12 protein-coding genes are annotated in these 12360 nt (G+C 63.5%); 4 read left to right on the top strand and 8 right to left on the bottom strand.

From position 1 onward, the window contains the following. Position 1: 1 nt before the first annotated feature. From AC13HB_RS02380 to AC13HB_RS02345, 8 genes are all read right to left on the bottom strand, one after another. Positions 2 to 1165 carry a dipeptidase gene (locus AC13HB_RS02380; RefSeq protein ID WP_482948118.1) on the bottom strand — a complete coding sequence of 388 codons (1164 nt, stop codon included), beginning with the start codon at positions 1163 to 1165 and terminating at the stop codon, positions 2 to 4. Between the two features lie 107 nt (positions 1166 to 1272). Further along, positions 1273 to 2166 (bottom strand): hypothetical protein, encoded by an 894-nt coding sequence (locus AC13HB_RS02375; RefSeq protein ID WP_482948117.1) that lies wholly within the window; start codon positions 2164 to 2166, stop codon positions 1273 to 1275. A gap of 141 nt (positions 2167 to 2307) precedes the next feature. After that, positions 2308 to 3159 carry an ATP-binding protein gene (locus AC13HB_RS02370; protein WP_482948116.1) on the bottom strand — a complete coding sequence of 284 codons (852 nt, stop codon included), beginning with the start codon at positions 3157 to 3159 and terminating at the stop codon, positions 2308 to 2310. Further along, positions 3156 to 4343 carry a PP2C family protein-serine/threonine phosphatase gene (locus AC13HB_RS02365; RefSeq protein WP_482948115.1) on the bottom strand — a complete coding sequence of 396 codons (1188 nt, stop codon included), beginning with the start codon at positions 4341 to 4343 and terminating at the stop codon, positions 3156 to 3158. Before AC13HB_RS02365 ends, AC13HB_RS02370 begins: the two co-directional genes overlap by 4 nt. 5 nt (positions 4344 to 4348) lie before the next feature. Next, entirely contained in the window at positions 4349 to 4651 is a 303-nt protein-coding gene (locus AC13HB_RS02360) for an STAS domain-containing protein (protein ID WP_482948114.1), read from the bottom strand. A 120-nt stretch (positions 4652 to 4771) separates the two neighbouring features. Beyond that, entirely contained in the window at positions 4772 to 5101 is a 330-nt protein-coding gene (locus tag AC13HB_RS02355; protein ID WP_482948113.1) for an Hpt domain-containing protein, read from the bottom strand. Positions 5102 to 5219: 118 nt separating this feature from the next. Continuing rightward, positions 5220 to 5888: a ChrR family anti-sigma-E factor gene (locus tag AC13HB_RS02350; RefSeq protein WP_482948112.1), complete on the bottom strand. Its 669-nt coding sequence runs from the start codon at positions 5886 to 5888 to the stop codon at positions 5220 to 5222. Then, a complete protein-coding gene (locus AC13HB_RS02345; protein WP_482948111.1) occupies positions 5885 to 6469 on the bottom strand; it encodes a sigma-70 family RNA polymerase sigma factor in 585 nt (194 codons plus the stop codon). Before AC13HB_RS02345 ends, AC13HB_RS02350 begins: the two co-directional genes overlap by 4 nt. A 197-nt stretch (positions 6470 to 6666) precedes the next feature. On the opposite strand from AC13HB_RS02345, the gene AC13HB_RS02340 reads away from it, so the two are divergent. The 4 genes from AC13HB_RS02340 (at position 6667) to AC13HB_RS02325 (ending at position 12320) form a co-directional block, all read left to right on the top strand. After that, a complete protein-coding gene (locus AC13HB_RS02340) occupies positions 6667 to 8034 on the top strand; it encodes an NAD(P)/FAD-dependent oxidoreductase (protein ID WP_482948110.1) in 1368 nt (455 codons plus the stop codon). Then, positions 8031 to 8798, top strand: a complete 768-nt coding sequence (locus AC13HB_RS02335) for a DUF1365 domain-containing protein (RefSeq protein WP_482948109.1) — start codon at positions 8031 to 8033, stop codon at positions 8796 to 8798. Before AC13HB_RS02340 ends, AC13HB_RS02335 begins: the two co-directional genes overlap by 4 nt. Next, positions 8798 to 10033, top strand: a complete 1236-nt coding sequence (locus AC13HB_RS02330; protein ID WP_482948108.1) for a class I SAM-dependent methyltransferase — start codon at positions 8798 to 8800, stop codon at positions 10031 to 10033. Before AC13HB_RS02335 ends, AC13HB_RS02330 begins: the two co-directional genes overlap by 1 nt. 130 nt (positions 10034 to 10163) lie before the next feature. Further along, a complete protein-coding gene (locus tag AC13HB_RS02325) occupies positions 10164 to 12320 on the top strand; it encodes a bifunctional diguanylate cyclase/phosphodiesterase (RefSeq protein WP_482948107.1) in 2157 nt (718 codons plus the stop codon). Positions 12321 to 12360: the final 40 nt, after the last annotated feature.

Genomic DNA, 12360 nt, shown 5'->3' with positions numbered 1-12360 from the left:
CCTACTCCTCCGGCAGGTTTTCCAGGAAGAAGCGGATGGTGTTCTCGCCCATCACCTGACGCACCTCGTCTTCGCCGAGACCGGCATCGAGCAGGCGGTCGGTCAGCACGGCGTATTCCGAAGCGTCGAACGTCGTGGTGATGGTGCCGTCATAGTCCGAGCCCAGTGCGACATGGTCGACGCCGAAGCGTTCGATGGCGGCAAGAATGGTCGCGGCCACGCCTTCCGGTGTGTCGTCGCACGTCACATCCTCCCAGAAGCCGATGCCGATGAGCCCGCCACGCGCGGCGATCTCGCCCATCAGCGCGTCATCGATATTGCGCTTCACCGCGCAATGGCCATGCACGCCCGTATGGGAGACGATGAGCGGGACGTCCGTCATGTCGAGCACGTCGCGGACAGTCTGCGGCGATGAATGGGCGACATCGATGATCAGACCGCGCGCGACGATTTCCGCGACGGCCTCCCGTCCGAAGTCCGTCAGTCCGGCATTGGTGACGCCGTGCAGGGAGCCCCCCAGCGCATTGTCGAAGAAATGCTGCAGGCCGATCACGCGATAGCCCGCATCTCCAAGCGGATCGAGATTGGCCAGATCGCCTTCGAGCGGATGCGCGCCCTCTGTCGCCAGGATACCCGCCATGACCGCCGGATCGCGTTCCCGGGCCGCCAGAACCTCGGCGAGATCGCCCCGCGTACGTAGGACGCTGAAGCGCTCGTCCTCTGCATCCAGCCGGTTAAGACGTTCGGCCTGGTAGACGGCACGCTCGCGGATCGAACCCCATGTCCGCGCCGGCCAGCGCTGGGCGATGGCGAGCGGCGTGATGTTGTCGCTGTCAGCGGTATTGCTGTCGTAATTCTGGCCCGAGGGCGTTTTGGTCACCGCCGAGAAGACCTGCAGCGCCACCCCGCCTTCGCGCAGGCGCGGCAGGTCGGTGTGGCCGCGATCATGGCGCTGCGCAGGGTCGCGCATCCAGAGCAGCATGTCGGAATGAAGGTCGGCAACGCGCAGATCGGCATGCAGCGTCCGGGCGGCCCCGGAAATCTCGTAGGGGGTATGATCGCGCACGAGATTGCGGCCGGCATCGACCCGAACCGGGATGACGTAGAAGAAGGCGATCGCGGCCAGTGCGACCAGCCCTGCCAGGATACCGATGAAGATGCGCATGATGTCCTCCCCGAACACACCTGACTGCCCATAGCCTGTATCGGAGCCATGAAAAAGGGCCGCCTGGCGCACTGCCGGACGGCCCCTTCCATTACGGTTGCTGCATCCTACTCGCTGTAGAGCTCGGAAATCGACAGGGTGGCGCTGGCATTGTCACCCTCCCGATAGGATCCGATCCAGATATCATAGGTGCCCGACTGCGGATTGTTGAAGGTCAGCGCCGGGTTCAGGCCCGCATTGCCGCCATCGTCATTGCAGTGCCAGTTGCCGTTCGGATCATTGATCAGCAGCGTCGTGTCGGAATCCGATGCGGCGGAGATGATCAGCGGCAGGCTGCCCGCCGTGAAGCTCAACTCGAAGTCCGGTGCTGCCGCGACCCAGCCGGCGCAGCCACTGCGAGCCTCGCTGGCACGGTGCAAACCGCCGGAAATGATGTCGACCCGGTATGGGTCAGGCGTGAAACCGCCACTGAGGTGCACACTGCCGAAGGCTGCCGGGAGAGAATAGTCGATCCGCGAGCTGCTGCCGCCGGAACTGCCGCCGACCCCCAGCTCGGAAATCGACAATGTCGCATCGGCATAATTGCCCTGGCTGTAGGAACCGACCCAGATGTCATAGCGACCGGATCGCGGATTGCTGAACGTCAGCGCCGGGTTCACGCCCGGCCCGCCGTCATCATCGCAATACCAATTGCCCAACGGGTCGTTCACGACCAGCGTCGTATCCGAATCCGACATCGCGTAAATCGACAGGTCGAACGTGCTGCCCGCCTGGTATGAAACCGAATAGTCCGGCGCATTGGCAATCCAGCCGCGACAGGAGCTGGAGATGTTTGCGGCAGACTGACTACCGCCGGATGTCAGCGAAACCGTATAGGGATCGGGCGTGAAGCCCGAACTGAGACTCGTGCTGCCATAAGTCGGTGTGGCGGAATAATCCTGCGCGCTCGTAGCGGCGCCGATAGCCACGGCCGCCGCCGTCGCGATGATGAATGTCTTCATGACTTCTCCCCTCTCCAGTTCGCGAAACGAACGCGCAACTCTACGCTGCTCTTCGCTCATTCTTGCAATATAGGGCAGAAATCTCCCTGAACCCTAGCTGAACATGGCGCCTCTGGGGCAAAAAACGCGACCACACTCGACTTAGCGGTCCGGGATGATGACCGCCTCTACAATATTGCCGCGGCCGGTATAGGCGATCGAGGAGAAGGACAATTCCCGTGCTATCGCGATCCCTCGCCCGCGATAGGCCCCGCTCTGTCCTGGACCGGCGATATACTTGCCGAAGTCGAACCCGCTACCCTCGTCCTCGATGCGGATCGTGATCATCCGGTCGCCCCGCCGGAAATCGACGGCGACCTTGCGAGCACGATAATCGGGGTGATGCTGACGTCGCTCGATCTCCTCTCGCCAGCCGCCGGAGACCAGGAGCGCCTGTTTCAGCGCCGCACCGATCTCCAGATTGCCGTGCTCGACGGCATTGACCAGCAATTCCTGGAGCCCGACTGCGACGATGTCCGAATTCGGACAGGCCAGAGCGAGCATGGTCGCGAGATTGCGCGCCTCCGTGAGGGTTCGCAACGTGAAGAAACCGGCCCGGATCGTGCCCACGGCGGAGGCACGCCGCCGCACATCCTCGCTCAGATCGATCGCTTCCCGGCGGATCGCATCGGCGGCCTCCACCATGGAAAGCAGGGTCGCAGTGTCCGCATCCTCGGACAGCACGAAATCCGCACTGTCCCGGGCATGGGCATCCCCGGTCACCAGGATTGTCTGCACGGCAAACCCGCCGGCGGATCGGGCCCGCTCGAGACACGGTCTGTTCTTGTCGTCCACGATCGCGATGCCGACGCGGAAACCGGCCGGACAATCGGGACCGATGTGGAGGCGGGTCTTGACCTTCTCGGCCAGGTGAGCCGCGAAAGTGCGGACCCGCGCGGACGCCTCCATGGCCAGCCAGACGCCCTCGTCCCGATGCAGGCCGGGACCGTTCATGGCAAAACCTCGACGAGCAACAGGGTGAGATCATCGCTCAGCCCGCATGCCGCGTCCGGCCTCGCGCGCTGGAGCACGCTTTGCAGGAGGGTGGCGCCATCGGTCTCGTCACCGACCTGCGCGAAGCATTCCGCGACATCCCCGGTCGAGAGCGAGGCGGACGGGTCCCGGAAATTTTCAGTGAGAGCGTCACTGTAGAGCAGGACACGGTCACCGGGGGCGAGACTCACGGTCCGTGTTTCATATGCGGCGTCTTCGAGGCAGCCGAGAATGATGCCGTCGCCCTCCAGCGCATTCCACTCGCCGCCGGAGCGTAGCAGGATCGGCGCCGGCGACGCCGCCGCGGCGTAGTCGAGCCGACCCGACCCGCCGTCGAGCACGCCGTAGAATGCCGTGGCGAAATGCTCGACGGGAAGCATGTCGTGAAGTTCTCGATTCAATGTTTCCAGCCAGAGCGCGGGATCGGCCCTATGCGCCTCCAGGGTGGGGACGATCATGTTGACGCGAAACGCATTGATCGCCGACGCCACGCCATGGCCGGACAGATCGATCATGAAAATGCCGAGCCTAGCCTCGTCCACCTCGAAAACCTGCCAGAGATCACCGCCGAGCTGGTTGGACGCCCGGTACATGCTCGAGATCGCGGCCCCTCGCGGCACCGCGATAGCGTCGACGGCGTGCGGCGGCGTCAGCAGCGAACGCTGCATGGCGGCCGCAGCCTTCAGCTCTTCCTGCATGCGGCGTCGATAGCGCTGCAGGCTATCCACCATGCGCCGCCGTTCGAGATGCAGGGCAACCCGCGACACCAGCTCGCCGGCATCGATCGGTTTGAGCAGAATGTCCGAAGCCCCGACCTCGAACGCCTTGACCCTCTGCTGCGGGTCCCGAAGCCCGGTCTGGATCAGGATCGGAAGGTCGTGGCGAAGTTCCTGGCGCACCTCCCGGCAGACATCGAACCCGTCCTTGCGGGGCATCATGACGTCGAGGATGACCATGTCCGGGTCCAGCGCGGCGATCGCGGCCATCGCTTCTACGCCGTCGGCTGCATAGTGCAGATCGCCGTATCCGGCCGCCTCGAGAATGGAGCCGATCATGACCCGCGAGGAGTTCTGGTCGTCGACGATCAGAATGCGCGGTGCCCGCACCGGGGCTTCGACCGCAATATCCTCGTGAGGCTCCGTCATGCGCCCTATCGGATCGGTATCAGCTGGCCGATTTTCGACAGCTCGACAACTTTCGCCACATGACCCTTCACGCCCGTGATGCTGAGCGGAATGCCGCTCTTCTTGGCCTTGTCGTTAGCAAGCAACAGCATGCCGATACCGGCAGAATCGATCATCGACAATTGCGACAGGGACAGCTCGACCGAATTGGCCCGCGCGTTCACGATCGAATTCGTGACTTCGCGGAATTTCTCGTGATCGTCGAACGTCAGAACGCCGGACAATTCGAACACGAGCGCGTCGCCGGACGATTGCGCGTTCACTTCCATGCGTGCCTCCCGTAACCCGCAAGCATTCTTGCGTGACCCGCTACGCTTGCAAACCCGATGGATGCGATTTTTCAATGCCCGACCCGGCGAAATCCGGCAAGCCGGACCAGACCGCCGGGATCAGGCGACGGCGCCGAGACGGTCTATACCGGTCTCCAGAACGGCGTCGAGGTGTGCGATATTCACCGGTTCGCCCTGCTCGAAACGTCCCGCAATATCCGCCAGGCGCGCCAGGCCGATATTGAGCGCGGCGCCTCGCAAGGCGTGTGCAGCCTCACGGACCGCATCCTGGTCGCCGGTCGAACAGGCCGCCTTCAGCAGACTTGCCTGCTGGCAAAGGTCGTCGACGAAACGGCTGCGCATCTCGGCAAAGGCCGTCGCACCGACCGCATTGACGAGCGCGCTGATGATCGCCTCGTCGATATCCGGCAATTCCTGAGCCTCGCTCATCGACACACTCCCGTCTCACTGCCTTGCTCTTACAGCATGCTTTCACGCAACAACCTTTTGCACACACCGCCCGCGCTCACAAGCAGTCGGTGTGATCGCGGCCGGGCAGACGCGCGGGTCAGAGTCCGGTGAAAACCTGCATCAGGCGCAGGAGGGGGTTGTCGAAACGAAGCTTGCCCTCAGTCAGGGCCAGGCAGACGCACTCTCCGGAGTCGTCGATCCGGATATCGTGCTCGATGCTTTCATGCGCTTCCTCTACATCGCCCGGGCAATATTGCTGGTTGCCATCCCAGAAACTGCCCTTCAGCACGAGGGTCAGCTCCGACCCGTTATGGCCGTGCTGGGGAATGGAAACGCCCGGTTGAGCCCGCAGAAGCCAGAGCTTGGTCCCGTCCTCGCCGTTCCAGAGCATCGCCTTGGACAGACCGGGACCGAGAAACTCCCAGCGTATGCTGCGACCCTTTCGGGTCAGATACGCGTCAAGAGCGGACGGCATCGGGAAATCGCAACTCATGGTCCGGCTGCCCGGATCGGGAGTCCCGGCTTCATCACCCCGACGCGACTCGTCGAGAGCGAAAATATCGTCGGCGCTGAAGGTGGGCGGACGGACGCCACCATCGGACAGCATGGCGCCGCCGACCCGGTCGAGAAGCCCCACACGGGTCCGCGCATCTTCCGACAATTCAAGATGGGAGGCCATCAGCACGCCGTGCGCCTCCGTCGCCAGGGCGCCAGCGGCGTAATCGAGATACCAGGCATCGTCCAGCACATGGCCGCGCTCGGTCATTCCACGTCTCCAAGACTCGTTCTCAGCTTGTCCATTGCAAGCCGTATTCGTGACTTCACTGTGCCGAGCGGCAGGTCCAGCCGGTCGGCGACTTCGCGGTGCGACAGACCCTCGACGAAGGCCAGCTCCAGTACGGCGCGCTGGTCCTGCGGCAGGGCCCCGAGCGCTTCGGAGACGATATCGACATCCTCGGCCCGGGCGCACAACTCGTCCGGTGTCGGTGCCTCGGGCGGCTGGAATTGCGGATCGTGCTCATCCAGTTTCTTCGCCCGGGCATCCTTCCGGTAGTGGTCGATGTGGAGATTGCGGGCGATCGTATAAATCCAGGTCGATGCCGCCGCCTTTTTCACATCATAGCTCTCGGCACGCCGCCAAACCGTCAGCAATGCTTCCTGGGTCAGGTCGTCCGCAAGCGCAGGCGGGACGCGCCGGCGCAGCAGGAACGCCCTGATCCTGGGCGCGAAATGGTCGAACAGACTTCGAAAGGCTTCACGATCCCGTTGGCGGCCCACCCGGCGCAGCAAGCCGGCGTGAACTGCCGCGTCGGACAAGCTGCCGTCGCGGTCGGAATTCTGCGTCATTCGGCCCTTTCCCGGGTCGCCTGCGCGAGAGGACTCGCGGTGCCATCGAAGTTCGGTCGCAGCGTACATGGTTCCACTTACGATAACACCTCGTTTTCGGATCACTCGCGCTGTCCCGGTGATCCGCGCGCAGAACAGGAGCGTAGGCAGAGCAACCCCCTGTCCTGCCGCCAGCCGGCGTTGAATGCGAGCCCTCCATGTTTCAGCCGCCCAACAAACGGATCGCCGTCGTCGGATCCGGAATTGCCGGCCTTTCCGCCGCCTGGCGGTTGTCTGAGCAGTATGATGTGACGCTTTTCGAAGCTGGAAGCTGCCTCGGCGGACACGCCAATACGGTCACCATCGAGCTGGGCGCGCAGCGGGTCGATGTCGACACCGGCTTCATCGTCTATAATCCAAAAAATTATCCCAATTTCACGGCCATGCTGGACCGGCTCGGCGTGGAGACGGCGGAAAGCGACATGTCCTTCGCCGCGTCCATCAATGACGGCCGGTTCGAGTACTCCTCGAACCCCTCGGGCCTGTTCGCGCAGAAGCGCAACTGGCTGCGTCCGCGCATGTGGCGGATGATCCGCGACATCCTGCGTCTCTACGACCACGCACGCGGTGCCGAGCCGCTTGCCGAGGAGCTGACGCTCGACGAATTTCTCCGGCAGCACGGCTATTCCGCTGCCTTCCGGGACGATCACATCCTGCCGATGTGCGCGGCGATCTGGTCTTCACCGGTCGACCAGATGCGGGCCTATCCGGCGCGTTCCTTCTTCGATTTCTTCCGCAATCACGGTCTGCTCCAGCTCAAGGACCGACCGGAATGGCGGACCGTTCGCGGCGGGAGCCGGCAGTATGTCGAGCGGCTGGCAGAGGCGTTTCGCGGCGAAGTGCGCCTGGCGACCCCCGTCCGGAAGATCGAGCGTTCGCCGGACCGGGTCCGCATCCAGACGGAGCAGGGCCAGGAAATGTTCGACGAAGTCGTGCTCGCCTGCCACAGCGACCAGGCCCTGGCTCTTTTGTCGGACCGTGACACTGAAGAAACCGCCCTGCTCGGTGCGATCAGATATCAGCCCAACACGGCCGTACTGCATACCGATACGCGCCTTCTCCCCCGTCGCCGCCGTGCCTGGGCCAGCTGGAACTATCTGGAAACCCGGGACCGCGGCGGGCAGAGCCGGATCAGTTTGACCTACTGGATGAACAGCCTGCAGCCGCTGCCGACGGAGACTCCGGTCATGGTAACGCTCAATCCGGAGATCGAGCCGGATTCGGCGAAAGTGCTGCATACCGACACCTATTCGCATCCGGTCTTCGACAGTGCCGCGGTCGCGGCGCAGGCGCGCTTCCACCGGCTGCAAGGCCGGAACCGGACCTGGTATTGCGGCGCCTGGCTGGGCTCCGGCTTCCACGAGGACGGTCTGCAATCCGGTCTCGCCGTCGCCGAGGCGCTCGGCGCGCCGGTCCGGCCCTGGTCTCTAGACGGGGCGACCGACCGCATCATCTGGCCGGACCACCTCTCGCACCGCACGCTCGCGGACGACCTTGTGCCGACCATCGCCGTGGCCGCCGAATGAGACCGCTGCCCGCCTCCCTCTATCCCGGCGATGTCGGGCATATGCGGCATGGCCCGAAGCGCCACCGCCTGCGCTACGGCATGGTCTGCGTGCTCGCCGATATCGACGGGCCTGCCCGCGACGACAGCGCTTCGCCGCTCTTTTCCTTCGACCGTTTCAACCTCGTCAGCGTTCACGCCCGCGATCACGGCGACGGGCGGGATTTACGCGCCTGGTGCTCCGAACGCCTCCGCGAAGCCGGACAGGATACTCCGCTGGGCCGCATCCAGCTGCTCGCCGCGCCGCGTATTCTCGGCATCGTGTTCAACCCGGTCTCCGTCTTTTTCTGCCATGACAGCGAAGACCGGCTCGCGGGGATGATTTTCGAGGTGAGCAATTTTCACGGCGGACGCTGCGCCTATGCCTTCCCCGTCGAGCCCGGCGCCGATCTGCCATTGCGCTTTTCCTGCCCGAAACGATTTTTCGTCTCGCCTTTCAACCCGGTCGAGGGCGAATACCGATTCCGTCTCGAGCGTGACGCGGACCGCTATCGCCTCGGCATCCAGCTCTTCCGCGACGGGCAATGCGTGATGGGCGCCGTTCATACGGCCAAACGCGACACGTTGACCCATAGCGCCCTGCTGCGGGCGCAATTTCGCCAGCCTTTCAATACAGTGACGATTTTAGGTGGTATCCTGTTTGAAGCGCTTCGACTTCGACTCAAGGGGCTGACGACGTTTTCACCGCGTCGCGGCACCGTGGATACGCTGCCGAGGAGAACTTGATGGTCTACTCTTCCACCGATCCGGGTTCCGGATCCAAGATACGTGTACCGAGTGGTTTTCAGGGTTTCGTCACGCGTCGTCTGCAGGGCGCATTGTCCGGTTTGACCAAGTGCCGGCTGCAGATCGAGCTGCCATCCGGCTTCCGCTTCCAGTGCGGACCGAAATCGGCCGACTTCCACGCTGACTGGCAAATCCGGCGCTGGAATGCACTATGGCGCATCGCCAATAGCGGCGCCCTCGGCTTTTCCGAGGGCTATATCAACGGCGAATGGGAAACGACCGACCTGCAGGCCCTGCTACGGGCGCTCGCCGGCGAAATGGACGGCATTGCCGCCGCCCGGCGCCGCCGCGGACCCAGCCGCATCCTGGCGCGTATCCAGCACTGGATGAACGCGAACACGAAACGTGGAAGCCGGCGCAACATCGCCTTCCACTATGATCTCGGAAACAGTTTCTACGAGCAATGGCTTGATCCGAGCATGACCTATTCCTCGGCTATCTTCGAGGACGACACCGACACGCTGGAAGCGGCACAGACCCGCAAATACCGGTCGATCTGCGACTCCCTGCAGCTCAAGCCGGGCGACCATGTCCTGGAGATCGGCTGCGGCTGGGGCGCTTTCGCCGAGATCGCCATCCGCGAGTATGGTTGCCGCGTCACGGGTCTGACCCTGTCTCGAGAGCAATTCGACTTCGCCCAGGCCCGGCTCGCCAAGGCCGGTCTCGCAGAGAAAGCGGATCTGCGCATGCAGGACTATCGCGACGTCACCGAGACCTTCGACGCGATCGCATCCATCGAAATGTTCGAGGCAGTAGGGGAGGAGCACTGGCCGACCTATTACGACCAGCTCGCCCGCTGTCTTAAGCCCGGCGGACGCGCCGCCCTGCAGATCATCACGATCCGCGAAGAGGATTTTCCGGTCTATCGCTCGACCACGGACTTCATCCAGAAATACGTCTTCCCTGGTGGTATTCTCCCGCCCGCCTCCCGTCTGGACGCCGAGGCGGACCGGGTCGGACTGAAGCGGGCCGGGTCGAAAATGTTCGGCCACAGCTATGCCCGAACCCTGTCGGCCTGGCACGAAGCCTACCGCAAGGCGTGGCCGGAAATTCGCGATCACGGATTCGACGACCGCTTCGACCGGATCTGGCGTTTCTATCTCGCCTATTGCGAGGCCGGATTCGAAGCCGGCCGGATCGATGTGGGACAATTCGTCTATTCGAAACCGGCCTGACCTGCCGGCAACCCTGAGGCGCGCCAAGACCCCCAACCGTCACCCAAGGTAGATAATCAGCTGTAAAAGAGGCGGAAATCCCGCCCACTTGATGACAGTCCGTTCATTTCTTCGGGCTACTGTCCGAAGCATGTTTGACGACGGCACACAGGAACAGGGGCCCCTCGACCAGAAACTGGGACGCTATATCAACGTCGCGGTGCTGGTGAGCCTGATCGCATCGGTTCTGACGATCTATTTCTTCGTTGGAGCCCTGAACCGCAATGCGGAGATGACTGACCGGCAATTGCTTAATGCCGGTCTGGAAAGCGCTGCCTATCACAACGAGACCTGGGCTGCCGACTATGGCTGGTGGGACGAGGCGCGGGCGCTCGTTGAGCTCGGAAATGCCGGTATTCTCGGGGAGACCATGGCCTCCTCCTTCGAAAGCCATTCCGGCTTCGACTTCGTGGCCCTAGCCAGCAGCAATGATGAAGATGTCTACGGCTGGCACCGCGATACCGGACTGAAATCGCGGTCCGGGCTGATCCTGCCTGCGGATATCGAGGCGGCCCGGGGCGATCTCGCCGACGCCTATGCAGACGGAAAGTTCATCGCCTCGCATTTCATGTCGCTGAACGGCATTCCGTATATCGCGTCCATCACCGTTCCAGGCAGCTATGACGACCGCGCGACCGAGACCGATCCGGCGACCGATCCGGTGCTGATCATCGGCTCCGAGATCGACAAACCCTTCTTCACCGCACTGGAGGACCGTTTCCGCGTCGACGAGATCGACTTCTCGAGCGAGACTTCCAACGCCGCCGACACCCTGCCCCTGGCTGACGATAGCGGCCATGTGGTCGGCCATCTCAGCTGGACGCCCTCCCAGCCGGGAATCGCAACCCTGCGGCTCGCCCTGATTCCGCTCGTCCTCTACATCATCGCCTTCTTCCTCGTGGCGCAGGCCATGGTCCTGAAGGCGCGTGCCCTCGCCCGTCGTGCGGAAAGCAATGAGAAGCGCGCGATGGAAGCCGCCGGGACCGACACGCTCAGCGACCTTCCGAACCGCCTCGGTTTCACGCGTTTCATCGAAAGCGAGACGGCCACGCACGAAGCCGACCGGGGCCGCGCTGCGGTCATCTATATCGACCTCAACGGCTTCAAGGCGGTGAACGACAAGTCCGGCCACCGGTCCGGCGATGCGGTCATTCGCGAGGTGGCGAACCGGTTCAGAGCCGCCGTACCCGGTCATATCCACATCGCTCGCGTCGGCGGCGACGAGTTCGCCTGCGCGCTCGTCGGAGCGTCTGATGCCGGGCGGGCTCTCGACATTGCACGCGGCCTGTCCGCTGCGCTGAAGGCCCCGGTCGAAATCGACGACAAGACATTCGAGATCGGCGCAGCGATCGGCGTCGCCTGGTCGCGCCCGGAAGCGAAGAAGACATTCAGTCAGCTGGTGCATGACGCCGACCTCGCCATGTACCGGGCCAAGGCTGACCAGCTCGACCAGCCGCTTTGCTACGATACCAGCCTGGGTCTCGAACAGTCCGAGCGTCTCGAGATCGAACAGGATATCCAGGCGGGCCTGGATAACGGCCAGTTCCACGTCGTCTACCAGCCCATCGTGCGCTCGGCCGACGGCAAGCTCGTTTCCGTCGAGGCGCTGCTGCGCTGGAACCATCCGGATCGCGGCGCCGTCCCGCCGGATGTCTTCATCCCAGTCGCCGAACAGTCCAAGCTCATACACCAGCTCGGGGATTTCGTGCTGTCCCGGGTCTGTGAGGATATCGGTGCGAGTGCCGGCCATGGCGTCTCGATCAATCTGTCGCCGACCCAGCTCAGCGACCCCGATCTCTGCCGTCGCTACACCGAGGCGCTGCATCGTCACGGCATGACACCGGCCCAGATCGAGTTCGAGCTTACCGAGGCCGTTCTCGTCGACGATTTCGAGCGCGCCCGTTCGCGTCTGCTGGAGCTTCACGACGCGGGCTATCGCGTCAATCTCGACGATTTCGGAACCGGTTTCGCGAGCATGGGCTATCTGCACATGCTGCCCTTCTCCAAGATCAAGATCGACAAGAGCTATGTCGCCATGCTCGGCAAAGGTGACGGCCCCAACAAGATGCTGCAGGCCCTGGCGCTGCTGGGCGATGCGCTCGACGTCGATATCGTGGCGGAAGGCGTGGAGACCGAAACCCAGGCGCGGATGCTTGCCCTGCTCGGTTTCGAATACCAGCAAGGCTGGCATCACGGCCACCCGATGGGCGCCGAAGACCTTGCGAACCGCAAGAGCAGCGCCGCCTGACACCCGCAATCCTGACAGCTCAACTCCGCGCGAGCGAAGG

This window comes from Maricaulis sp. B-26 (assembly GCF_056857855.1).
Note: the sequence above shows the minus strand (reverse complement) of the source record. Positions and strands in the feature narration are given on the sequence as shown.

Bases quoted from the DNA above. Each gene is read 5' to 3' on its own strand.
- AC13HB_RS02380 (WP_482948118.1), bottom strand. From the start codon at position 1,165: ATGCGCATCTTCATCGGTATCCTGGCAGGGCTGGTCGCACTGGCCGCG.
- AC13HB_RS02375 (WP_482948117.1), bottom strand. From the start codon at position 2,166: ATGAAGACATTCATCATCGCGACGGCGGCGGCCGTGGCTATCGGCGCC.
- AC13HB_RS02370 (WP_482948116.1), bottom strand. From the start codon at position 3,159: ATGAACGGTCCCGGCCTGCATCGGGACGAGGGCGTCTGGCTGGCCATG.
- AC13HB_RS02365 (WP_482948115.1), bottom strand. From the start codon at position 4,343: ATGACGGAGCCTCACGAGGATATTGCGGTCGAAGCCCCGGTGCGGGCA.
- AC13HB_RS02360 (WP_482948114.1), bottom strand. From the start codon at position 4,651: ATGGAAGTGAACGCGCAATCGTCCGGCGACGCGCTCGTGTTCGAATTG.
- AC13HB_RS02355 (WP_482948113.1), bottom strand. From the start codon at position 5,101: ATGAGCGAGGCTCAGGAATTGCCGGATATCGACGAGGCGATCATCAGC.
- AC13HB_RS02350 (WP_482948112.1), bottom strand. From the start codon at position 5,888: ATGACCGAGCGCGGCCATGTGCTGGACGATGCCTGGTATCTCGATTAC.
- AC13HB_RS02345 (WP_482948111.1), bottom strand. From the start codon at position 6,469: ATGACGCAGAATTCCGACCGCGACGGCAGCTTGTCCGACGCGGCAGTT.
- AC13HB_RS02340 (WP_482948110.1), top strand. From the start codon at position 6,667: ATGTTTCAGCCGCCCAACAAACGGATCGCCGTCGTCGGATCCGGAATT.
- AC13HB_RS02335 (WP_482948109.1), top strand. From the start codon at position 8,031: ATGAGACCGCTGCCCGCCTCCCTCTATCCCGGCGATGTCGGGCATATG.
- AC13HB_RS02330 (WP_482948108.1), top strand. From the start codon at position 8,798: ATGGTCTACTCTTCCACCGATCCGGGTTCCGGATCCAAGATACGTGTA.
- AC13HB_RS02325 (WP_482948107.1), top strand. From the start codon at position 10,164: ATGTTTGACGACGGCACACAGGAACAGGGGCCCCTCGACCAGAAACTG.